At 71.4% G+C, this 20,218-nt stretch carries 20 protein-coding genes and 2 pseudogenes; 11 read left to right on the top strand and 11 right to left on the bottom strand.

Going from position 1 to position 20,218, the window contains the following annotated elements; all coding sequences use genetic code 11:
• Positions 1 to 38: 38 nt before the first annotated feature.
• Together ACH34T_RS12280 and ACH34T_RS12275 are read right to left on the bottom strand one after the other, a co-directional pair.
• A pseudogene (locus ACH34T_RS12280) lies at positions 39 to 341 on the bottom strand (urease subunit beta); the annotation flags it as partial.
• Positions 342 to 416: 75 nt separating this feature from the next.
• The gene (locus ACH34T_RS12275; RefSeq protein WP_395992178.1) at positions 417 to 728 is read right to left on the bottom strand and encodes an urease subunit gamma; all 312 of its coding nucleotides are present in this window, start codon (positions 726 to 728) and stop codon (positions 417 to 419) included.
• Between the two features lie 330 nt (positions 729 to 1,058).
• Here ACH34T_RS12275 and ACH34T_RS12270 point away from each other — a divergent pair, with 330 nt between their 5' ends.
• Positions 1,059 to 1,595: a bacterioferritin gene (locus ACH34T_RS12270; protein ID WP_395992177.1), complete on the top strand. Its 537-nt coding sequence runs from the start codon at positions 1,059 to 1,061 to the stop codon at positions 1,593 to 1,595.
• A 34-nt stretch (positions 1,596 to 1,629) separates the two neighbouring features.
• Here the strand turns inward: ACH34T_RS12270 and ACH34T_RS12265 are convergent, their stop codons facing one another.
• The 6 genes from ACH34T_RS12265 to ACH34T_RS12240 form a co-directional block, all read right to left on the bottom strand.
• Positions 1,630 to 3,069, bottom strand: a complete 1,440-nt coding sequence (locus ACH34T_RS12265; protein ID WP_395992176.1) for a sugar porter family MFS transporter — start codon at positions 3,067 to 3,069, stop codon at positions 1,630 to 1,632.
• Between the two features lie 231 nt (positions 3,070 to 3,300).
• Positions 3,301 to 4,719: a glycerophosphodiester phosphodiesterase family protein gene (locus ACH34T_RS12260; protein ID WP_395992175.1), complete on the bottom strand. Its 1,419-nt coding sequence runs from the start codon at positions 4,717 to 4,719 to the stop codon at positions 3,301 to 3,303.
• Positions 4,720 to 4,902: 183 nt separating this feature from the next.
• A complete protein-coding gene (gene ppk2, locus ACH34T_RS12255; RefSeq protein ID WP_395992174.1) occupies positions 4,903 to 5,706 on the bottom strand; it encodes a polyphosphate kinase 2 in 804 nt (267 codons plus the stop codon).
• Positions 5,707 to 5,748: 42 nt separating this feature from the next.
• Positions 5,749 to 5,964, bottom strand: coding sequence for a hypothetical protein (locus ACH34T_RS12250; RefSeq protein ID WP_395992173.1), 216 nt, complete (start codon positions 5,962 to 5,964; stop codon positions 5,749 to 5,751).
• Complete coding sequence (locus tag ACH34T_RS12245) at positions 5,961 to 6,584, bottom strand: HdeD family acid-resistance protein (protein WP_395992172.1); 624 nt, start codon at positions 6,582 to 6,584, stop codon at positions 5,961 to 5,963. Before ACH34T_RS12245 ends, ACH34T_RS12250 begins: the two co-directional genes overlap by 4 nt.
• 152 nt (positions 6,585 to 6,736) lie before the next feature.
• Positions 6,737 to 7,363 carry a GAP family protein gene (locus ACH34T_RS12240; protein WP_395992433.1) on the bottom strand — a complete coding sequence of 209 codons (627 nt, stop codon included), beginning with the start codon at positions 7,361 to 7,363 and terminating at the stop codon, positions 6,737 to 6,739.
• 364 nt (positions 7,364 to 7,727) lie between these two features.
• On the opposite strand from ACH34T_RS12240, the gene ACH34T_RS12235 reads away from it, so the two are divergent.
• The 3 genes from ACH34T_RS12235 (at position 7,728) to ACH34T_RS12225 (ending at position 12,221) form a co-directional block, all read left to right on the top strand.
• Positions 7,728 to 10,373, top strand: a complete 2,646-nt coding sequence (locus ACH34T_RS12235; protein ID WP_395992171.1) for a LuxR C-terminal-related transcriptional regulator — start codon at positions 7,728 to 7,730, stop codon at positions 10,371 to 10,373.
• Between the two features lie 562 nt (positions 10,374 to 10,935).
• Positions 10,936 to 11,580 (top strand): DUF4360 domain-containing protein, encoded by a 645-nt coding sequence (locus ACH34T_RS12230; RefSeq protein WP_395992170.1) that lies wholly within the window; start codon positions 10,936 to 10,938, stop codon positions 11,578 to 11,580.
• 224 nt (positions 11,581 to 11,804) lie between these two features.
• The gene (locus ACH34T_RS12225; RefSeq protein ID WP_395992169.1) at positions 11,805 to 12,221 is read left to right on the top strand and encodes a hypothetical protein; all 417 of its coding nucleotides are present in this window, start codon (positions 11,805 to 11,807) and stop codon (positions 12,219 to 12,221) included.
• 559 nt (positions 12,222 to 12,780) lie between these two features.
• On the opposite strand, the gene ACH34T_RS12220 is transcribed toward ACH34T_RS12225, so the two are convergent.
• A complete protein-coding gene (locus ACH34T_RS12220) occupies positions 12,781 to 12,936 on the bottom strand; it encodes a hypothetical protein (protein ID WP_395992168.1) in 156 nt (51 codons plus the stop codon).
• Between the two features lie 9 nt (positions 12,937 to 12,945).
• Here ACH34T_RS12220 and ACH34T_RS12215 point away from each other — a divergent pair, with 9 nt between their 5' ends.
• Positions 12,946 to 13,725 (top strand): hypothetical protein, encoded by a 780-nt coding sequence (locus ACH34T_RS12215; protein ID WP_395992167.1) that lies wholly within the window; start codon positions 12,946 to 12,948, stop codon positions 13,723 to 13,725.
• A 63-nt stretch (positions 13,726 to 13,788) separates the two neighbouring features.
• On the opposite strand, the gene ACH34T_RS12210 is transcribed toward ACH34T_RS12215, so the two are convergent.
• Positions 13,789 to 14,475 carry a GntR family transcriptional regulator gene (locus ACH34T_RS12210; protein WP_395992166.1) on the bottom strand — a complete coding sequence of 229 codons (687 nt, stop codon included), beginning with the start codon at positions 14,473 to 14,475 and terminating at the stop codon, positions 13,789 to 13,791.
• 35 nt (positions 14,476 to 14,510) lie between these two features.
• Complete coding sequence (locus ACH34T_RS12205) at positions 14,511 to 15,704, bottom strand: CaiB/BaiF CoA transferase family protein (RefSeq protein ID WP_395992165.1); 1,194 nt, start codon at positions 15,702 to 15,704, stop codon at positions 14,511 to 14,513.
• Between the two features lie 175 nt (positions 15,705 to 15,879).
• On the opposite strand from ACH34T_RS12205, the gene ACH34T_RS12200 reads away from it, so the two are divergent.
• The 6 genes and pseudogenes from ACH34T_RS12200 to ACH34T_RS12175 all read left to right on the top strand — a co-directional run bounded on the left by ACH34T_RS12200 (position 15,880) and on the right by ACH34T_RS12175 (position 20,147).
• Positions 15,880 to 17,055: an acyl-CoA dehydrogenase family protein gene (locus ACH34T_RS12200; RefSeq protein WP_395992164.1), complete on the top strand. Its 1,176-nt coding sequence runs from the start codon at positions 15,880 to 15,882 to the stop codon at positions 17,053 to 17,055.
• Between the two features lie 201 nt (positions 17,056 to 17,256).
• A complete protein-coding gene (locus ACH34T_RS12195) occupies positions 17,257 to 17,697 on the top strand; it encodes an RNA-guided endonuclease InsQ/TnpB family protein (protein ID WP_395992163.1) in 441 nt (146 codons plus the stop codon).
• Between the two features lie 47 nt (positions 17,698 to 17,744).
• A pseudogene (locus ACH34T_RS12190) lies at positions 17,745 to 18,086 on the top strand (RNA-guided endonuclease InsQ/TnpB family protein); the annotation flags it as partial.
• A gap of 64 nt (positions 18,087 to 18,150) precedes the next feature.
• Positions 18,151 to 18,822, top strand: coding sequence for an aldehyde dehydrogenase family protein (locus ACH34T_RS12185; RefSeq protein ID WP_395992162.1), 672 nt, complete (start codon positions 18,151 to 18,153; stop codon positions 18,820 to 18,822).
• Entirely contained in the window at positions 18,710 to 19,486 is a 777-nt protein-coding gene (locus ACH34T_RS12180; protein ID WP_395992432.1) for an amidohydrolase family protein, read from the top strand. The genes ACH34T_RS12185 and ACH34T_RS12180 overlap by 113 nt, the downstream gene beginning before the upstream one ends.
• Positions 19,487 to 19,610: 124 nt before the next feature.
• The gene (locus ACH34T_RS12175; RefSeq protein WP_395992161.1) at positions 19,611 to 20,147 is read left to right on the top strand and encodes a GAF domain-containing protein; all 537 of its coding nucleotides are present in this window, start codon (positions 19,611 to 19,613) and stop codon (positions 20,145 to 20,147) included.
• Positions 20,148 to 20,218 lie beyond the last annotated feature (71 nt).

Below are 20,218 nucleotides of genomic sequence, written 5' to 3'. Positions count from 1 at the left end.
GCTCTCGCCAGCGCCTCCGCCTTCGCCGCCCGCGACCGGACGCTCCCGTTCAGCAGGCCGCCGAACCCGACGATGCGCAGCCCGCCGCCGTACTCGACCAGCCGCACCTCCTTCGTGTCACCGGCCTCGAACCGGACGGCGGTGCCGGCCGGAATGTCCAGCCGCATTCCGAACGCCTTCTCCCGGTCGAAGCGCATCGCCCGGTTGATCTCGAAGAAATGGAAATGGGAACCGACCTGCACGGCCCGGTCACCGGTGTTGTGCACGGTCAGCGTCTCCCTGCGCTGCCCGGCGTTGAGCTCGATCGATCCCGTCCCGAACATGTACGTGTCGTCCGCCATGGACGGCCGCCCCCTTAATGGCTCGCGTCGGTGGTCTCACGAGAAGTGGTCTCACGAGAAGGGTCGGCGGCACGGTCACCTGCCTCCGCCGACGGGATCGTGGCAGGAGACCAGCTTGGTCCCGTCGTCGAACGTCGCCTCGACCTGGATGAGCTTCAACATTCCGCGCACTCCGGGCAGCACGTCGTCCGGTCCGACGACCTTCCTGCCCAGCTCCATGCAGTCGGCGACGGTCTTGCCGTCCCGCGCGGCCTCCACGATGGCCGCGCTGATCAGCGCGACCGTCTCGCCGTAGTTCAGCTTCAGGCCGCGCTTCCTGCGCCGGTCGGCCAGCTCCGAGACGGCGAAGATGAGCAGCTTGTCGATCTCACGTGGTGACAGGTTCATCTGGGTCCTCGCGATGAAGGGCCTTCCCGGCCGCCGGCTGGATTGGAAGCTCACTCGCGCGACACCGTGGAGCCGCGACGGCGGGAGCCCAGGGCGGGCGCCCCGCGGGATGCCGAGTGACACGTTCCCTTCGCCGCCGCGCGGCAATGGCGGCGATTCGTCAACAGTCGGCCAAATGTCCGCCGCGCTCAGCGCGCCGAAACGCATCGCCGCCGACGGAGGCCCTGGGCCTCACCGGTCACGCGACGCCGACACGGAGCGTGGCGCACGGGAATGATGCGCTCACGGTGGGTAGCAGAGTGGGAGTCCGCATGATCAGAAGGGGAGAACATGTCCGACGGCAGCTTCAGCATCGACGTGGCGGCGATCCGGGAGCGCGCCCGCGCCCGGATGGACGAGGGTCCCGTGACGAGCACCTACGGCCGCGACGTCGACAAGGTCATCGCCGTCCTCAACGACGTCCTCGCCACCGAGATCGTGTGCTGGATGCGGTACAGCCAGAACGCCATCGCCTGCTCCGGCATCGACAGCGCCCAGGTCGCCGACGAGTTCCACGAGCACGCGAAGGAGGAGCGCCACCACGCGATGCGGGCCGCCGAGCGGATCAGCCAGCTCGGCGGCGACCCGGACTTCGACCCCGAGACGCTCGCGCGGCGTTCCCACACGCCGTACACGACGTTCGCCGACAACGACCTCACCGCGATGCTCAAGGAGAACCTGTACGCCGAGCGCATCGTCATCCAGTCCTACCAGGACATCATCCGCTGGCTCGGCGACGCCGACCCGACCACCCGCCGCCTGATGGAGAGCATCCTCGCCGAGGAAGAGGACCACGCCGACGACCTGACGGACCTCCTGGGCATCTGACCGGTCCACCCCGTGCGACCGGCCGGCTCGCGGGCTACGCCTTCTTCGCGGCCGGTCGGCGATGCCCGAAGCGGCTCTGGAGCTCGTGGTCGACCTGGGCGAAGTCCCGGCCCTTGGTCTCCGGGATGAACCGGGCGGTGAAGAGCAGGCCGATCGCCGAGATCACCGCGAAGATCCAGAAGGTCTCGCCCTGCCCGAGGACCCCGGCGATCGGCAGGAAGACCAGGCTGACCGTGAAGTTGCTCGCCCAGTTCAGGGCGGTGCTGGCGCTGGAACCGGTCGCCCGCGCCCGCGGCGGGAAGATCTCACCGATCAGCGTCCAGAAGACGGGACCGACGCCCGCCGCGTACCCGCCGATGTAGAGCACCATGAACAGCAGCGTCGGGACGGAGCCCCACCCCGCCACGAACGCCAGGCCGAGCAGCGCCATCGTGACCGTCATCACGGCGAACGAGACGAGGAGCAGTTCGCGGCGTCCGGCGCTGTCGATCAGCCGGATCGCGACCAGCGTCATGACGAGGTTGATGATCCCGATGGCGATGGAGTAGACGATCGAGTTGGACGCGGTCAGCCCCGTCCTCTCGATGATCGTCGGCGCGTAGTAGATGATCGTGTTGATGCCGCCGAACTGCTGCGTCGCGGCCAGCACCAGCCCGACGACCAGCGCGGGCCGGACGCGGTCGGTCAGCAGCGAACGCCAGCCGGTCGCCGTCCGGTCCTCCGGGGCGTCCCCCGCCTCCTGCTCCCGCCGCAACTCTTCGCGCCGCTGGATCACCTGGTCGGCGGTCTCCTGGTCGCTGACCCCGGCGATCAGCGCGCGGGCGCGCCGCCGGTGCCCGTGCGCCAGGAGCCATTCGGGGGACTCGGGCAGCACCCACACCGCCGAGACGACCATCACCAGGGCCGGGACCGCGCCGACGGCGATCATCGCACGCCAGCTTCCGCTGCCGGAGAACGCGAGGTTGACCAGGTAGGCCACCAGGATCCCGGTCGTGATCATCAGCTGGTTGAGGGTGAGGATCCGGCCGCGGACCTCCTTCGGGGAGATCTCCGACAGGTAGGGCGGGACGGTCGCCGAGGCGGCCCCGACGGCCAGCCCGAGCACCAGCCGGGCCACGATCAGCACGCCGTAGCCGGGCGCCAGCGCGGCGAGCGCCGTGCCGGCGACGAACACCGCCCCTTCCAGGGCGAAGATCCGGCGCCGTCCGAGGCGGTCGGCGAGCCGTCCGGACGCCAGCGCCCCCACCATCGCGCCCAGGACCAGCACGCTCACCACGCTGCCCTGCTCGAAGGAGTCCAGCGCGAAGTCGGTCCTGATGAACAGCAGCGCCCCGGAGATGACCCCGGTGTCGAAGCCGAACAGGAACCCGCCGACCGCGATCAGGGCGGCGTGCCGCCTGATCTTCCGGATGCCCCAGTCCGGGATCCGCGCCAGCGGTCCCTCGGCGGCCGGCGCGCTGGAATAGCCCTGCATGTCACGCCCTCCTCGGCTCGGCGACGATCAGGGCGTCACGCCCGCGCGGCGACCGCGACCCCCGGAGCCGGCCGGACGCGATGTCGTTCTCCTGTGCCCAAGGCGGGCTGCCCGGCCCGCCTCCGCCGACACGGCCCTTGATCGCCCTTTTGGCCGGTCACAGCCGACTCTTGGGCTCACCCGTCCCGACCCCGCCCTGGCCCCCGACCTCGGCCGCCGCTCGCCGGTGGGTCAGCCGGTTCGGGGCTTCAGGAGGTCGAGGCGCAGGTAGTCCAGGTTCCAGTTCTGGTACGCGTCGGCGTCCAGGCTGATGCGGACCGTGTGCCGTCCGGCGGTGAGGTATCGCGTGACGCCGCTCGGCTGCGTGAAGAACGCGCTGTGGCCGGTGGTGTTGCCGATCGGTACCGGCTTGCCGGGCCCGTCCCCGTCGAACGCGAGCCGGTAGGTGCCCGCCGGGTCGTACGGGGACGACACCCGCGCCGACACGGCATAATGTCCCGATTTGCGCACCGTGAAGTCGTAGGTGAGCCATTCGCCGGCCCGCATCCAGCAGACGACGATCGCGCCGTCCTGGTCGCAGACGTCCACGTCCTCGCCGGGACGCGCCGCGCCGCCGCGGTTCCCCTTGTCGTTGTCGTGGTAGGCGACGCCCTCGCCGCCCTCCCGGAAGTCCTCGCCCTGGACGCGGACGGTGTGCCGGGGGAACCGCTGGGCCCGTCCGGTCCGCAGCCACGACTCCAGGGTCTCGACGTTGTCCGTCTGCAGGACCGACGCCCCGTACCGCTCGATGAGCGCGCGCCATCCCCGGTCGGGGTCGATCAGCGAGCGCTCGTCGGTGTAGTGGTCGGCGAGCCCGAACCACATCGAGTTGATCCAGACGCGGCCCGTCCGGCGCATCCGGTCGAGCACCGGACGGGCGGCGACCGCGTCGGACGCGCGCCCGAACACCACCTCGTACGCGACGGGCTGGTCGGCGCCGAACTCGTCGAGGGCGGCGATGTTGCCGTCGGAGACGACGTGCATGTAGACCGCGTCCGGGTGCTTCGCCCGGAACGCGCGCACGTCCGCGACGGGCGCGGAGCTCTTGAACAGCCCGTTGCGCACGGTGCCGGTCCGGCGCAGCACCTGGTAGATCTCCTCGCGGGCGTCCCACCCCTTGTCGAGGTTGACGAGGCCGCGGTGCTTCGCGATGCGCAGCGCCTCGTCCAGCGTCGGCACCCGCTCGCCGGTCAGCGCCGCCTGCTTCCCGCCCAGGCCCTTCTTCAGCCGCAGCGACCTGATCTGCGCCAGGGTGAGGTCGGAGACGGCGCCGGAGCCGTTCGTCGTGCGGTCGACGGTCGTGTCGTGCATGAGCACGGGCACGCCGTCCTTGGTGAGCCGCACGTCGATCTCGACGATCTCGGCGCCGTCGTCGAACGCCTCCCGGACGGCCGGGACGCTGTTCTCCGGCGCCTCGCGCCACTGCCCACGGTGCGCCGCGGTCATCACCTTGCCGTTCCTGCGGTGGTCGAGCAGATCACGGTACGCGCGGTCGGCGGGGGAGGACTGGACGTCGGCCTCCCGCGCGGGCGACGCGACGGCCTGGACCGGGAGCGCCAGCACCAGGGACGACACCGCACCGGCCACACCGAGAACATGACGGCTTTTCATGACCGGCAGTCTCACGGCGGCGTGTGAAGATCAGCCGTGCTGCCCGTGCACGCCCGCTGAACATCATCGGTGCGCCTCTGACCTGGCCAGGCCCGGTGAGAGAGCGCGGGGAGCGCGCCGCAGCCGCCGCCCGGGAAGCGCACCGCAGCCGCCGGCCCGCGGCCTCGGTGCGCGGTCGCGGTGTCACTGACGCAAAGTCGCCGAGTGGTCGGGAACGTAGGTCTGCATGTCGCGCGGTGGCCGCTCGTAGCCCTTCGGGGGCGGCCGCTCGGGGAGCCGCAGCGGCGGAGGCTCCACCGTGTGGTACGAGATCGTCGACAGCAGGTGGGCGATCATGTTGATCCGGGCGCGCCGCTTGTCCTCGCTCTCCACGACGTACCAGGGCGCCTCCGGGATGTCGGTGTGCACGAACATCTCGTCCTTGGCGCGCGAGTAGTCCTCCCAGCGGGTGACGGACTCCATGTCCATCGACGACAGCTTCCACCGCCGCATGGGGTCGGCGAGCCTGCTACGGAAACGGCGTTCCTGTTCGGCGTCGCTGACCGAGAACCAGTACTTGCGCAGGAGGAGCCCGTCCTCGACCAGCAGCCGCTCGAAGATGGGGCACTGGTGCAGGAAGCGCATGTACTCCTGCTTGGTGCAGAAGCCCATCACGCGTTCGACGCCCGCCCGGTTGTACCAGGAACGGTCGAACAGGACGATCTCCCCGGCGGCGGGCAGATGCTCGACATAGCGCTGGAAGTACCACTGGGTGCGCTCCCGGCCGGTCGGTGCGGGCAGCGCCGCGATCCGGGCGACGCGGGGGTTGAGGTACTCCGTGACCCGCTTGATCGTGCTGCCCTTGCCGGCGGCGTCCCGTCCCTCGAACACCACGACCACGCGGGCGCCCTCGGTGCGGACCCACTCCTGCAGCTTCACCAGTTCCGCCTGGAGGCGGGCGAGTTCCGGCTCGTACACCTTGCGCGGCAGCCGCTTGACCTTGCTCATGCACCATCCTTACCCCAGGCGACGCGGTCCGCGGGACGCCGATCAGGGGAGGCGGCGCACCTCGACGAGTTCCAGCCCGAGGGACTCGATCGTCTCCAGGACGCCGTACAGGGCGCCCTGGTCGAGGCCGGCGCCCCAGACGACGGTCTCGACGGGGTTCACCCGGACGTTGAGGTCCTCGAAGGCCTGCTGGAACGTGTCGCTGACACGGCCCCTGATCCGGATCTCGTAGCCGGGGCTGGACGACGGGCCGGTCATCGGCTCGCGCTCGCTGTCCGTTTCCCGGCGTGCCGGATCCACAGCGCCAGGGCCGTGGTCAGCAGGCCCCAGGTGATGAGCCACAGGCCGGCGAGCCAGGTGAGGGCCGTCAGGGTGATCCCGGGCCAGAGCAGCAGCAGAAGACCCGCGATCATGCACAGGCCCGCCAGGAGGACCGCGCCGCCGCGTCCTCGCGGGGCCGGTTCCGTCAGTGTGGTGACGAGCCCGACCGTGCCGGTGATCAGCCAGAACAGGCCGAAGAGGAGGGCCAGGATCTCGACGGTCTGGAGCGGGTCGCGCATGACCAGCACGCCGACGGCCAGCGACAGCACACCCAGCAGGGTGTACAGGACGCGAGCGCCTCCGCCCGCCTCGTCCGCGGCGATGGCCCGCGCGATCTGGTACACGCCGTGGATCACCAGGTTGAGGCCGAAGAGGAAGGCCACGACGCGGATCGTGGCGTCCGGCCAGGCCACGATGGCGATGCCCAGCAGCGCCGCGAGGATCCCGGCGGCCACACCGACGCTCCGGACACCGGTCGCCAGCAGCATGGCGGGGCCGCCGCCCGACGTCCGCGGGTTCGCCGGCCCGACCGCTCCCGTGGGTGACGTTGAGGTCATGAGGTCCCCTCCGTTCGTCGACTCCGCACCGGCCGGGTGCGGTCCTGACACGAGCGCACCGCGCCGGGCGGGAACCCGCATCATCCCTGGCGGGTGAACGGCGGCCGGGGCGCCGGCCCGGCCCACCCCGGCCGCACGGACGCGGCGCGACGTCACAGGACGAGCAGAATGAAGATCACGTAAGCGGCGATGTTGACCAGCCAGCTGCGGGTGTTCATCCATTCCCGGACGCGGGGCATGGCCCGTTTCATGCGCCCGCGGAAGAGCAGCAACGTCAGCAGCGGCAGCGCCGCGATCAGGACGGTGGCGGCGATGAACGGCAGGGCCGCGGCCAGGCCCAGGTCCCGCTGCTCCAGATGGGCGGCCACCGCCAGCATGACCATGATGTCCGAGGGCATCAGCAGGATCACCAGTAGGCCGATCTCGAAGGCCTTGCGCGGGCCCGCGTCCATCAGCGTCCCGAGCCACCTGGGCGGTTTCGCCGTCTCCCGCTTCGCGTAGCTCTTCACCGCGGCGGCGAGCAGCAGCGCGACCAGCACGATCTGGACGATGGTCCCCGCCGATCCCGCGCTGGACGGATCGCCCAGCGAGACGCCGTTCCCCACCAGCGCGAAGACGCCGCGTCCGACGGAGACCCCGGCGATGGCGGCGGCGGTCACGCCCGCGAGAAAGGCCAGGGAGGCGCGTACGGCCTGCCTGCCGGTCACCAGGATGATGGCGGACATGATCTGGGGTCCCACCATCATGGTGACGGCCAGCGGAAGTACTTGGAGGTCCAAGTCGTCGCTCCGATCGACGCCGTGCTTCTCCTCCGGCGGCCGGCCGTGCCCGGGGTGTGAGGCCTTCGGCGGCGCCGGAAAGCGATGCTCCCTACGCATGCTGAGCCGAGCCATGACCGGACGGCATCACCTGAACCAGGTGAGGCCCGACGGCGCGGCCCCGCGCCCGTCGCCGTTCTGACGATGCACAGAAGGGTAAGGAGGGGGACAAGGGGGCATATGTCCGGACCGGAGCGTCGCGGAACAGCACAAGGCCCCCTCTCGGGGGATGATCTCAATGACCGCGACGGGGACTTCCGCGCAGCCGCCACCGAATGCGACTTCGGAGGCGTCGGCGCAGGCGGCCGAACCGGCTGGGGGCTCCTTGCCGCACCTGCCCCGCTGGGCCGTTCCGCGCCCGCGCCTGTCCGAGCGGCTGAGCGAGGCGGTGCGGGGCCCGCTCACCCTGATCACCGGCCCGCCGGGAGCGGGCAAGACGATCACGGCGCTGGCGTGGGCGGCGACCGGTGCGGGGCCGCGGACGGAGGCGGGACCGCAGATCGGGACGGGGCCGCCGGTGCCGGTCGCCTGCTGGGTCGCCTGTGACGACTCGACGGCGACGGTCCGCGGGTTCTGCCTCGCCCTGGGCGGCGGTCTCGTCCGGGCGGGAATTGACGTGGCGTCCACCGAACGGGGCCCCGGCCGCACCGATGCCCGCGAGCAGGACCTGCTCGACGAGATCACACGGGCCCTGCTGAACGCGGGCGCCCCCGTCGCGATCGTGGTCGACGACTTCCCGGCACGGCCCGGCTCGGCGCCCGCCGCCGTGGTGACCCACCTGCTGCGGCACGCGGGCCCCGGTTTCCGTGCGGTCGCCCTCTCCCGCAGCGATTCGCCGCTGCCGCTGCACCGCCACCGGCTCGCGGGCGAACTGACCGAGATCCGCGCCGACGACCTGGCCTTCACCGACCACGAGATCGCCGAGGTCCTGTCCCAGCACGGCGTGCGGCTGACGTCCGCGTCCCGGCGGGCGCTCCGCGAGCGGACGGGCGGCTGGCCGGCGGCGATCAGGCTCGCCGCGATGTCGATGGAGCGCCACCCCGATCCCGAGGAGTTCGCCGCGCGGTTCGCCGGCGACGACCAGGCCGTCGCCGGCTACCTGATGGAGGAGGTCGTCGACGCCCAGCCGCCCGACGCGCGGTGGCTGCTGCTGTCGACGAGCGTCGCGGAGCGCGTCAACACCGAACTGGCCGGCGAACTCGCCGGCGCGGCGGGCCGGGCCTTCCCGGACATGGTGCGGCAGAACGCGTTCGCCGTGCCGCTCGGCCAGGGCTGGTACCGCTACCACCCCATGTTCGGCAAGGCGCTGCGGCTGATCCTCCGGCACGAATCGCCCGGCATGGTCCCCGTGCTGCACCGGCGGGCGGCGGCCTGGTTCGAGCGGGCGGGGCTGCTGCCCGACGCCGTGCGCCAGGCCGTCCAGGCGGACGACTGGCAGTACGCGTCGCGGATGGTCGTCGACCGGCTCGCGATCGGACACGTCCTCGGCCTGAGACCGCACGACGCGCTGCTCGGCCTCCTCGACGGGATACCGGACACGGCGGCGTTCACCGGCGGCGGGCCGGAACCGGCGATCGTGGCCGCGGCGGTCGCGGCGCGGCGCCGGGACGAGACGTCCCGCGCGGCCGCGCTGCGCCACGCCAGAAGGGCGCTGCGGCGGTCGCCGCCTGGCGTGTCCCGGCCGGCGCGGTGGTGCCTGGCGGCCGTCGAGCTCTGCCGGCCCGGACCGGCCGGTTTCGCCGGCCTGGCCGACGCCTCCGGCGAGGCCGCCCTGCTGTGGCAGGCCCCGGGCCGGCTGCTCGACGACCGTCCCGAACTGCGGGCGCTGGCGTCGTCGGGACGAGGGGCCGCCCACATCTGGCACGGGGAACTGCACCAGGCGGCACGCCATTTCGGCGCGGCGCTGACCGCGGCCGAGCAGGCGGGAGGGGACGTCCAGAAGCAGCGGTGCCTCGGCGACCTGGCGCTCACCGAGGCCCTGCTCGGCAACGTCGCGCGGGCCGCCGAACTGGCGGACCGCGCCCACCGGCTCCCCGACGTGCCTGTGCCACCGGACGGCGGCGCCGTCGCGGCGGCGCTTCTGGCGCGTGCCTGGGCCGACGTGGAACGGTGGCATCTCCAGGAGGCCCGCGGTCGGCTCGGCCGGACGGCGCGGACGCGGTCCGGCCACGCGGATCCCCTGTCGAACGCCATCCAGCACCTAGTGAAGGCCCGAACCGACCTGTGCCAGGGCCGACCCGAGCATGCCTTGGACGACCTGCGAGCGGCCAGCGAGATCACCCCGCTCCCCGGTTGGCTCGAACGCAGACTGGCCCTGCTGTCCGCCGAAGCCCACGTGGCCTGCGGCGAGATCGAGGCCGCCCGCCGCGACGCCGAACGGGCCGGTGGCAGAGCAGCACTCGAATCGGCCCTCGCGCTCGCCCGCGTCGAAGCGCGCCTCGGCGCCGACGACACCGCGTCCGCGAGACTCCAGGACGCTCTGCGCCACGCCACCAGAGCGCCGCTGGACGTGCGCGTCGACGCCTGGCTGCTCGACGCCCGCCTGTCCTACCGGAACGGCGACCGCCGGCAAGGCCGCCGCTCCCTGGACCGGGCCCTCGGCCTGGCCCGGCGCGAGGAGATCAGGCGGCCCTTCGCGATGTCGCGGAGCTGGCTGCTCCCCGTCCTGCGCCATGACCCCGAGATGATGCTTTCCTATCGTCCGCTCCTGGAGCCTCTTGGGCTGGCGGCGGAGACCGGGACGACGGTCACCCCCGACCAGGACGGAACGGCACCGGTGGAGCGGCTCAGCCCGCGCGAGCTGGAAGTGCTGCGATCCGTGGCGCAACTGATGACCACGCAGGAGATCGCCGCGAGCCTGTACGTGTCCGTGAACACGGTCAAGACCCATCTGAAGAGCATCAACCGCAAACTCGCCGTGACGCGCAGAGCCGAGGCGGTACGCCGAGCCCACCGGCTCTCCCTCCTCTGATGCGAAGAAGGCGGTCAACAGCCCAACTTGTCATCCAGGTGCGCGGCGCTCGAATCCTCGGCCTGGGTGCCGGTATCGGCCAACTGGATTTCGGATGTCTCCGGAGGCCGCTGGAACGGCGAGCCCGCACGCGAACTCGTGTGCGTGGAACGCAACCACGCCTGCATCGAGGCCGGTCCCGTTCACCGTCCCGCGGCCGGGAGCGGTGCCGATGCGGTGGTCCTCACCTGCGCCTGGATCGCCGCCCGCGACCTGGCCAGTCCGGGGCGTCCAGGCACGGCCGAGGCCCGTCGGAACCTCCGCGGAGCGGCGGCCTTAAAGAGCGATTCAAAACCAATGTGAATTGTTAATAAGCGGCAATACCGGAGTGTTGACCTCCAAGCGGGCGAGGAATACTCTCCAAAACGGATTCTCCGAACCGTGAGGATCGCCATTCAGCCCCGGCCATCAATGTCTCCGTGAATGCGCCGTTACAGTCGGCGAAATTCGCGTGCGACGACGAGGTCGCGGCCACCCCCTCCCGAGAGACCTGACCATGATGAACACCAGACGTGTAGGGATCGTGGTAAGCGCCGCCGTCCTCCTGCCCGCCCTGGCGACGGCCTCCTATGCCGCCGCCTCCGCCTCCGACGACAACCCCGAGAACGGCGCCGAATCCCAGTCGGCCCGGCCGCCCCGCGGGGTCACCATGGAGGTCGCGACCGTCCTCGGCTCGGGCTGCCCGGCCGGCACGGCGAAGGTCACCCCATCCGACGACGGCGACGGCTTCACCGTCACCTTCGACAAGTACCTGGCCTGGGGCGGCGGCGACGCCCCGCCGACGGACTTCCGGAAGAACTGCCAGCTCAATGTGAAGGTCAACGCTCCGGAGGACTATACCTACGCGGTCGTCGGGATCTCGTCCCGCGGTTTCGCCCACGTGCAGGCCGGAGCCTCCGCCGTCCGGCGGACGAGCTACTACTTCCAGGGCAGTTCCGAGACGCGCGCGGTGACCCACACGATCGAGGGCCCCGCCAACCGCAGCTGGCGGTTCACCGACAGAATCAACCGGTCCGAACTCGTTTACAAGCCGTGCGACGGTAACCCCAACCTGAACATCAACACCGAAGTGCGGGTGAACGCGGGCGACTCCGAGGAGCCCAGTTTCATCGCGGTGGAATCCGCAAATGCCGATGCGGCCTACCACCTGACCTGGAAACGTTGCTAATGCAGTGACGACGAGCCGTTCCCGGGCCTGTCATGCGGACGTTGGGGCGCCCCCCTGACGTCCGCTGACAGGCCCGGTTGCGTTCACGGCGCCGGGCGGCCGGCATTGCTGAGCACGGGCCTGCGAAGGGCTTGGCCGGATTGACGAGCAGCGGCCAATCCGCCATCGGGAGGAGTGTGCCGTCTTCCGGCGTGTGATCTTTGAAGTGTGCTGATAATGCCGTCATGACGGGGCGCCTGCTCATGTGCTCCGGTGGCCTGATCGTGGCGGTGGCCGTGGTTGGGCTCGGGGCGTATTTCGCGGTGGCCGGCTTCCACCTCAAGGACACCGTCGGGGTGATAGGGACCGGGGTGGGGATCTCGGGGCTCGGGCTGGCGGTGTACGGGATGGCCGCCGGCCGGCGCGGCGCGACGGGCGGAGAACAGCCGACCCCGGGTAAGGCCGCCGCCAAAGCCGACGCTGGCGCGCTGAAGACCAGCGCCGAGGTATCCGGGTGGAACAACGTCGTCAACCAGGCGTCCCGAGACCAGTTCATCAGCCAGCCGATCACGATCGTGGGCGGTCCGGGTGCTGTGCCGGAGAGTCCGCCTCCCCGCGGTGGCTGCCGACCCGTGGTGCGCCGCCACCAGGCGTTCGCCTGAACGAGGTTCTGACGAGCGAGAGCGCCGATGTGTCCGCGGTCATGCGGCTGGTCAGGAAGTCACTTAGGAGAAAAGGGAAAGCGGTCCTCATCACCCGGACCCCGGCTCAGGACCCCGACGCCACAGTGACGACCGTTCACACCTGTGCCTCCGATGTCCTGTCAGAGATCAGGACGGCCATCAGCGGCCACGTACCCGTCCGTCACCTCGGGCTGTATCGCCTCAGCTCATCGCGGTGGAGTGAGCAGATCGAGCGACTATTCCAGGAACTCCCGTCCTGCCTGATCACCATCTCCCGGTCGGCGTCGATTCCCGAGTCCGAAAAGGCACGCCTCCGGGACAGATTCGGGCGCCGCCGATGGAGGAGAAGGCGCGCACGTCGCGGTAGCGACGAGCAGCCGCCTGCCGACCTGGTGCTGTCTGTGGAAAGCGAGGCATCCTTCCATTTCCGGGGAGTGGTGAAACCTGACAATGAGCTGGGCACAACAAACCTCTCTTATCGGGAGTTCTCCATGGATCGCCGCAGGGCGCCGCGGGGCTTGCGATACAGGGCGGGTGCTCATCTAGCGCGCCCGTCGCGGGGGGCGACGCCTCCGGGCGGCGTGTCGTCGCGGTCGAGGGACGAGCCGTTGCCGCACGACGGGCTGTTCGTCCGCCGCAACAACGCCTTCGGCACCAGGTCGTCGATGGGGATCGCCGACCTGATCGAGAACATTGCACGTTCGTGACCGATCCGGGGGACGTCCGGCTCAACCTGGCGGAGGACCTCACGCGGCGCGAGCACCTTGCCGCGATCAACGTCCAGCTGCAGATCGAGATAGACCCCGAGATCCGCGTCTGGCACCTGTACGGGCATGACCTGATCACCGATCCGGCCGCGCGCGAGGCGGTGCTTCAGGAGGCGCGGGAGGCGCGCCGCCGGGGCGAGGAGCAGTCCGGCACTCCGGGCCTGCCCGACCTGATCACCGAGGAGAAGGGGATCCGGATCTTCGCGCCCGACCTCGCTTACGGCGAGACCTACTGGATCGTCCTCGAACTCGAACTGCCGGACGCGGCCGCGCCGCCGGCCGCTCTGGGCCGCGCCACCGTGCAGTACGTGGACACCCTCGCACGGGACAACCGGCGTCACGAGTGGTCCCTCACCCCGGACGGGACGATCCCGGACCAGACCGTGGCGGTGCACGCGATCGGCCTGTGGACGAGTGAGATCACCTTCTACGCGCTGGACGACCTCTACGAGTTCGACCGGGCGACCGCGAAGGAGCGCCTGTCGCGGCATGCGGAGGTGCTGCAGGACGCGTACTCGGTGATGCCGGTGCCGCAGTTCCGCGACGACCGGGTGACGCTGATCAAGCTCATCTCGCTCAGCGGCAACCTGGACCAGCCCGCCGCCTGGCACGATCCGGTCCGGCCGGCCGATTCCGCGTGGACCTACACGATGCACACCATGAACGCGTTCGGCCGCGTCCGGGCCGGCTACACCCGGTTCACCACCCGCACCTGACCCTGGGGCCGCCCCCGATCGCCGGCGGTCTCGCGGCCGACCTGGTGCGTGGGCCCGTGAGGGTCACTGCCGCGGGTCGGCGGCCGTTTCCTCGGCGAAGACGAGTTCGAGGGCCGAGACCGCGTGGGCGCGGTGCTCGTCGAGGGACGCGATCGCCTTGTCGGCGTCGCGGTCGCGCAGCGCGGCGAGCACGGCGCGATGCTCGTGGTTCACCAGCTGCCGGTTCTCGTGGTCGCTGTAGTACAGCGAGCGGTAGGCCTCGGTGGCCTCCCAGAGCAGGCGGATGTGCCGGACGAGCCGCGGCATCCCCGAGCATTCGAACAGCGTGAAGTGGAGCAGCCGGTTCGCGGCGGCCATCTCGGCGACGTCGCCCGCGTCGGCGGCGCGCTCGACGCCGCGCTGGATGTCCTCGAGCCGCTCGACGTCGGCGTCGGTGACCTCGCCGACCGCGCGGCGGACGGCCTCGGCCTCCAGGATCTCCCTGATCAGATAGACCTCGCGCAGGTCCGCCATGGAAAGGGAGACGACGCCGTAGCCGCGGTGCACCTGGTAGGTGACCAGGCCCTCGCCCTCAAGGATCTTGAGCGCCTCGCGCAGCGGGACGCGGCTGACGCCGAGCTCCTCGGCCAGCGCGTCCTGCCGGATCGGGTCGCCCGGGCGGAGCTCGCCGCTGGTGATGGCGCGCCTGATCTCTTCGAGGACGAACTGCTGTGCCGTCGGCGGGCGCCGGGGCCGCTTGCCCACGGTCATCCGGGGTTACCCCTCTCCAGGTTTTGGATCTTGTATCAAGGATTCCACACCTCGTGCGCGTTCTCCGGCGTTCCGCGATCGGACGTCCCCGCGATCCTGGCGCGGACGGCGGCGGCGTCCTCGTCCACGCGCGGCGGCGCGGTGCGGTACCGGGACGGCGTGGCGCTCAGCCGGATCGGGTTGGCGACCTGCCCCACCGGGTGCGGCCGGCGCGGGTCCCGCAGGGCGACGCGGGGGGCGAGGCCCAGGCGGGCGGCGAGGTCGAAGGCGCCGGCGAGGTCGTTGATCGGCCCGCACGGGACCTCCGCCGCGGTGAGGGCGGCGAACCAGTCGTCCGCCGTGCGCCCGGCGAGCGCGGCGGTGAGCTCGCTCTTCAGGGGCGCCCTGTTCGCGACCCGGGCGCTGTTGGTGGCGAAACGCTCGTCGGCGGCGATGTCCGGACGGCCGAGCGCGTCGCAGAGCGAGCGGAACTGCCGGTCGTTGCCGGCGGCGATGACCAGCGGCCGGTCCGCGGTCTCGAACAGCTCGTACGGCGCGATGCTGGGATGCTCGTTGCCCATCGAGGTCGGCACCACCCCGCCGGCGACGTACGCCGAGGCGTGGTTGACCAGTCCGGACAGCAGCGACGACAGCAGCGACACCTCCACCCGCTGGCCCTCGCCGGTGGCGTCCCGGTGCCGCAGCGCGGCCAGGACGCCGAGCGCGCCGTGCAGGCCGGTGATCACGTCGACGAGCGCGACGCCCACCTTCATCCCCTCGCCGCCCGGGTCGCCGGTCACGCTCATCAGCCCGCCGACCGCCTGCACGATCAGGTCGTAGCCGGGCAGGTTCGCGCCGCCGTCCGTGCCGAACCCGGTGATCGAGCAGTAGACGAGCCCGGGGTTGGCCGCGCGCAGTTCCGCGTAGCCGAGGCCGTGCCGCTCCATCGTCCCGGGGCGGAAGTTCTCCACGACGGCGTCGGCGCGGGCCGCCAGCGCGCGGGCCGTCGCGGCGTCGGCGGGGTCGGACAGGTCGAGGGCGATGGAGCGCTTGTTGCGGTTGACCCCGAGGAAGTAGGTGCTCTCGCCGTCCACGAACGGGGGTCCCCAGGACCGGGTGTCATCGCCGCCGCCGGGCCGCTCGATCTTGATCACCTCGGCGCCGAAGTCGGCGAGCAGCATCGTCGCGTACGGTCCGGCGAGGACGCGGCTGAAGTCGACGACGACCAGGTCGCGCAGGGCTCCGGTCATGCCCGCGCGCCGTGCAAGCCGCTGCTCTGCATCCGGTCGGCCCTCCTAGAGCGATCCCCGCACATGGACGTACCGCCAGGACCTTAGCCGCCGATTATTGGAGAATCAATACTGGATCCAAAATAGATTCTGTGCTGAGGTAGTGCCCCTGGCTTTCGTTGAGGAGGGTCCTGGAATGACCGGCCAAGCGGTTCGTCCGCTGGAGCTGTTCGGCGTGGACGATTTGCTGACCGAGGAGGAGCGGGCGATCCGCGACACGGTCCGCGCGTTCGGCGCCAACGAGCTGCGACCGAACATCGCCGAGTGGTATCGGACCGGCGAGCTGCCCGCGTCCGAGCTGGCCCGCAAGTTGGGCGGCCTCGGCCTGCTCGGCATGCACCTGAAGGGCCACGGCTGCGCCGGCGCGGGCGCCGTCGCGTACGGCCTGGCCTGCTTCGAGCTGGAGGCGGTCGACTCGGGACTGCGCAGCCTGGTGTCGGTGCAGGGCTCGCTCGCCATGTACGCGATCTGGGCCTACGGCTCGGACGAGCAGAAGGACGCCTGGCTGCCCGCGATGGCCGCCGGCGAGCGGATCGGCTGCTTCGGGCTCACCGAGCCCGACTTCGGCTCCAACCCGGCGGGGATGCGCGCCACGGCCAGGCGCGACGGCGGCGACTGGGTGCTGAACGGCACCAAGATGTGGATCACGAACGGCGCGGTCGCCGACGTCGCCGTCGTCTGGGCCCGGACGGACGACGGCATCCGCGGGTTCCTCGTCCCGGCCGGGACACCCGGGTTCAGTGCGCGCGACGTCGCCGAGAAGCTGTCCCTGCGCGCCAGCGTGACGAGCGAGCTCGTCCTGGACGACGTGCGCCTGCCCGCCGACGCGATGCTGCCCGGCGCCCGCGGCCTGTCCGGACCGCTGGGCTGCCTCACCGAGGCGCGGTTCGGGATCGTCTTCGGCGCGCTCGGCGCGGCCCTCGACTGCCTGGAGACCACGATCGCCTACGCCCGCGAGCGGACGGTGTTCGACCGTCCGCTCGCGGGCTTCCAGCTGACCCAGCAGAAGCTCGCGGACATGGCCCTTGAGCTGGGCAAAGGCATGCTCCTGGCGCTCCGGCTCGGACGCCTGAAGGAGGCCGGCGCGATCACCTCGGAGCAGGTCAGCGTCGGCAAGCTCAACAACGTCCGGGAGGCCCTGGCGATCGCGCGCGAGTGCCGGACCATCCTCGGGGCCAACGGCATCACCCTCGAATACCCGGTGCTGAGGCACGCCAACAACCTGGAATCGGTGCTCACCTACGAAGGCACCAGCGAGGTGCACAGCCTGGTCATCGGAAAGGCGCTCACGGGCGTCGCCGCGTTCTCCTGACCCCGGACGGGCCCGCAGAACGCACTCTCCTGAATCTCCGGAGGATGCTCCGACCTTTAAGCCGGGAAGGAATCCGGACCCGTCAGGAGCGACCCGGCGAAGCCGGACGACCCCGGCGTCGAACCCAACCCCGGGACCCGGGGACGTTACTCATCGTGGCTACTTGTGACGTAGCGTGCTTTCGCGGGTAAAGTGCTGGTCATGCGGACGGCGTATAAGTGCCGGGCCTATCCCGACCCCGAACAGGCTGCGATCTTCAACCGCACGTTCGGGTGTGTGCGCCTGGTGTGGAACAAGACCCTCGCCGAACGGCATCGCGCCTACCGCGCTGACGGCCGCAGCACCTCTTACAAAGACACCGGCGCGGCCTTGACCGCCTGGAAGAAGACCGGCGACCTGGCGTTCCTGAACGAGGTGTCCAGCGTGCCGTTGCAGCAGGCGCTGCGGCACCAGCACACCGCGTTCGTCAACTTCTTCGCCGGACGCGCCCGCCACCCACGCTTCAAGAACCGTGACTCGCGGCAGTCCGTGCACTACACCGGTCGGCGTTCCGCATCCGCGACGGGCAACTGCGGATGGCCAAGACCAGCACGCCGCTCCAGTTCACGTGGTCATTCCCCGATGTCGACGTGGCAGCGTTGAACCCGACGATGGTGGTGATCTCCCGAGAGCCCGACGGCCGCTGGTAGGTGACCTTCGCCGTCGACATCCGCGCCCCCGAACCGCTCGCGGCCGCCGGGCGCCAGATCGGCGTCGACCTCGGCGTGACCGATTTCGCGGTCACCAGCGACGGAGAGAAGATCCCCAACCCACGCTATCTGGAGCGCAAGCAGCGCAACCTGGCCCGCTACCAGCGACGCATGGCGCGCTGCCAGCGGGGCTCGGCCAACCGGCGCAAGGCCAAGAACAAGGTCGCCGCCGCACACCGCAAGGTCCGCAACGCCTGCGCCGACTTCCTGCACCGCACCAGCACCCACCTCGTCCGCCAAGCCGACGTGATTGTGATCGAAGACCTCGCGGTCGCCAACATGGTCAGAAACCGCAGGCTGGCCCGCGCGATCTCCGACTGCGGGTGGGGCGAGTTCCGCCGCGATCGTGCTGGCCGACGCCGACATCGCCGCCGCGGCGGCGCAGATCGTGCCGGGCGTGTTCGGCGTGTCCGGGCAGCGCTGCACGTCCAACACCCGGCTCGTCGTCAAGGACCGCGTGGCCGACGACCTGCTGGGCGAGGTCGTCCGGCTGGCGGAAGGACTGGACGTCGGCGACCCGCTCGACCCGGGCGTCCGGATGGGCCCGCTGATCACCGCGGCTGCCCGCGACACCGTCGACCGGGCCACCGGCGAGGCGCTGGACGGCGGCGCCGAGGCGCTCGCGGGCGGCGAGCCGTACACGTCGGGGCCGCTCGCCGAGGGATACTTCGTCCCGCCGAGCGTGCTCGCGCTGCCCGGACCCGACCTGCCGCTGTGGCGGCGGGAGGTGTTCGGCCCGGTGCTCGCCGCGATACGCGCGGACGGCCCGGCGCACGCGCTGGCCGACGACAGCGAGTACGGCCTGTCCGGGGCGATCTTCACCCGGGACCTCGGCACGGCGCTGCGGGCCGTCGACGAGTTCGACGTCGGCGTCCTGCACGTCAACTCCAACTCGGCCGGGGCCGATCTGCACGTCCCGTTCGGCGGGGAGAAGGCCAGCGGGTTCGGCGCCAAGGAGCAGGGCCACGCGCCCCGCGACTTCTACACCCGGACGACGACGGTCTACCTGCGCGGATGACACGGATGACACGGATGACGCGGACGACGCGGCGGACGCGGTGCTGGCGCACGGACGCGGGCTGTGCGTGCACGCGATCGGCGACCGGGCGAACCGGATCGTCCTCGACACCCTCGAACCGGTCCTCGCCGGACGGGACCCCGACCACCGCTTCGTCGTCGAGCACGCCATCGTCGTCGCGCCGCCGGACGTCCCGCGCCTCGCCCGGTTGGGCCTGACCGCATCCGTCCAGCCGGCCCACCTGCACAAGGCGATCGGGTACCTCACCGACCGCCTAGGCCCGGACCGGGCGCGGCGCGCCTACGCCTTCCGGACCATGCTGTCCGGCGGCGTTCGGCTGGCCCTCGGCACCGACTTCCCGGTCGCGCCGCCCCACCCGCTCGGCACCCTGCACGCGGCGGAGACGCGCCAGACCCTCGACGGGACGCCGCCCGGCGGCCTGTTCCCGGACCAGCGCCTCACCCGGAGCGAGGCCGTGCGCGGCGCGACGTACGAGGGCGCCCACATGGCCCGCCGCGAACACGACCTCGGAACCCTCACCCCGGGAAAGCGGGCCGACCTGGTGGTCCTCGACCGGGACCTGTTCGCCCTGGACGCCGCCGACCTGCCCGCCGCCCGCGTGCGCCACACCGTCCTCGACGGGGAGATCGTCCACATGGCCTGAACCGCCCAGCGGTCGAGCGTGTTGCGCGCACGCGAGTCGTGTGGCGGTGGGGCGCCCTGGCCGGCGACGAATCGCTGGCCGCGGCGTCTAGCGTGACGGCTTATCGGCGGCGCATACTCGCTGGATGGGCGACGCCATCGACGACATCGGCGGCATCGGCGTCGGCGACGCGACGGCCGCCGACGAGGAGTGCCTGAGTTCCGGGCTGGAGGCGGTCGTCACCGCCAGGGGCCTGGACGAGCTCCAGGACCGCTACTTCGACTGGGTCTCCGGTCATGTGCCGTCCTTCGCCTACGGCGTCTACCTGTACGACCAGCGGACGGGACGGCCCCGGGCGTCGGCGGTGCGCGGGCTCAGCCGGTTCTACGCGCGTCGCTACGAGCGGTTCGGCCGGGCCGTCGACCCGGTGCTGCGCGGGGCCATGGCGGCGCGGCGGGCCTGGGACGACTCGCCGGTGAAGCCGGCCGACGGGTGGCGGGAGGCGCCGATCGTCCAGGGGCTGTTCCGGCACTACGACATGGCGCACGTGATGTGCGCGCCGCTGATCAGCGGCGGCGAGGTCGTCGGGACGATCAATTTCGCCCGCAACGAGGGCGAGCCCGCCTTCGGCGACGGCGACCGCCGCAGGGCGACCACGGCGGCGAGGCGACCCGGCGCCTGACGCTGCGCCCCGCCGAACCCGCAGAGGCCGCCGGGCCCGCCGGGCCCGCCGGGCTCGCGGGGCCCGCGGGG

The sequence above is a fragment of the Actinomadura sp. 9N215 genome, assembly GCF_044326345.1.
In the GTDB taxonomy this organism is placed as follows: Bacteria; Actinomycetota; Actinomycetes; order Streptosporangiales; family Streptosporangiaceae; genus Spirillospora.
The sequence above is the reverse complement of the archived record's forward strand: the minus strand, read 5'-3'. Positions and strand labels throughout refer to the sequence as shown.

What these genes read in the sequence shown, in the direction of transcription:
- ACH34T_RS12275 (WP_395992178.1), bottom strand. Translation starts at nt 728, where the DNA reads ATGAACCTGTCACCACGTGAGATCGACAAGCTGCTCATCTTCGCCGTC.
- ACH34T_RS12270 (WP_395992177.1), top strand. Translation starts at nt 1,059, where the DNA reads ATGTCCGACGGCAGCTTCAGCATCGACGTGGCGGCGATCCGGGAGCGC.
- ACH34T_RS12265 (WP_395992176.1), bottom strand. Translation starts at nt 3,069, where the DNA reads ATGCAGGGCTATTCCAGCGCGCCGGCCGCCGAGGGACCGCTGGCGCGG.
- ACH34T_RS12260 (WP_395992175.1), bottom strand. Translation starts at nt 4,719, where the DNA reads ATGAAAAGCCGTCATGTTCTCGGTGTGGCCGGTGCGGTGTCGTCCCTG.
- ppk2 (WP_395992174.1), bottom strand. Translation starts at nt 5,706, where the DNA reads ATGAGCAAGGTCAAGCGGCTGCCGCGCAAGGTGTACGAGCCGGAACTC.
- ACH34T_RS12250 (WP_395992173.1), bottom strand. Translation starts at nt 5,964, where the DNA reads ATGACCGGCCCGTCGTCCAGCCCCGGCTACGAGATCCGGATCAGGGGC.
- ACH34T_RS12245 (WP_395992172.1), bottom strand. Translation starts at nt 6,584, where the DNA reads ATGACCTCAACGTCACCCACGGGAGCGGTCGGGCCGGCGAACCCGCGG.
- ACH34T_RS12225 (WP_395992169.1), top strand. Translation starts at nt 11,805, where the DNA reads ATGACGGGGCGCCTGCTCATGTGCTCCGGTGGCCTGATCGTGGCGGTG.
- ACH34T_RS12220 (WP_395992168.1), bottom strand. Translation starts at nt 12,936, where the DNA reads ATGTTCTCGATCAGGTCGGCGATCCCCATCGACGACCTGGTGCCGAAG.
- ACH34T_RS12210 (WP_395992166.1), bottom strand. Translation starts at nt 14,475, where the DNA reads ATGACCGTGGGCAAGCGGCCCCGGCGCCCGCCGACGGCACAGCAGTTC.
- ACH34T_RS12205 (WP_395992165.1), bottom strand. Translation starts at nt 15,704, where the DNA reads ATGACCGGAGCCCTGCGCGACCTGGTCGTCGTCGACTTCAGCCGCGTC.
- ACH34T_RS12200 (WP_395992164.1), top strand. Translation starts at nt 15,880, where the DNA reads ATGACCGGCCAAGCGGTTCGTCCGCTGGAGCTGTTCGGCGTGGACGAT.
- ACH34T_RS12195 (WP_395992163.1), top strand. Translation starts at nt 17,257, where the DNA reads ATGCGGACGGCGTATAAGTGCCGGGCCTATCCCGACCCCGAACAGGCT.
- ACH34T_RS12175 (WP_395992161.1), top strand. Translation starts at nt 19,611, where the DNA reads ATGGGCGACGCCATCGACGACATCGGCGGCATCGGCGTCGGCGACGCG.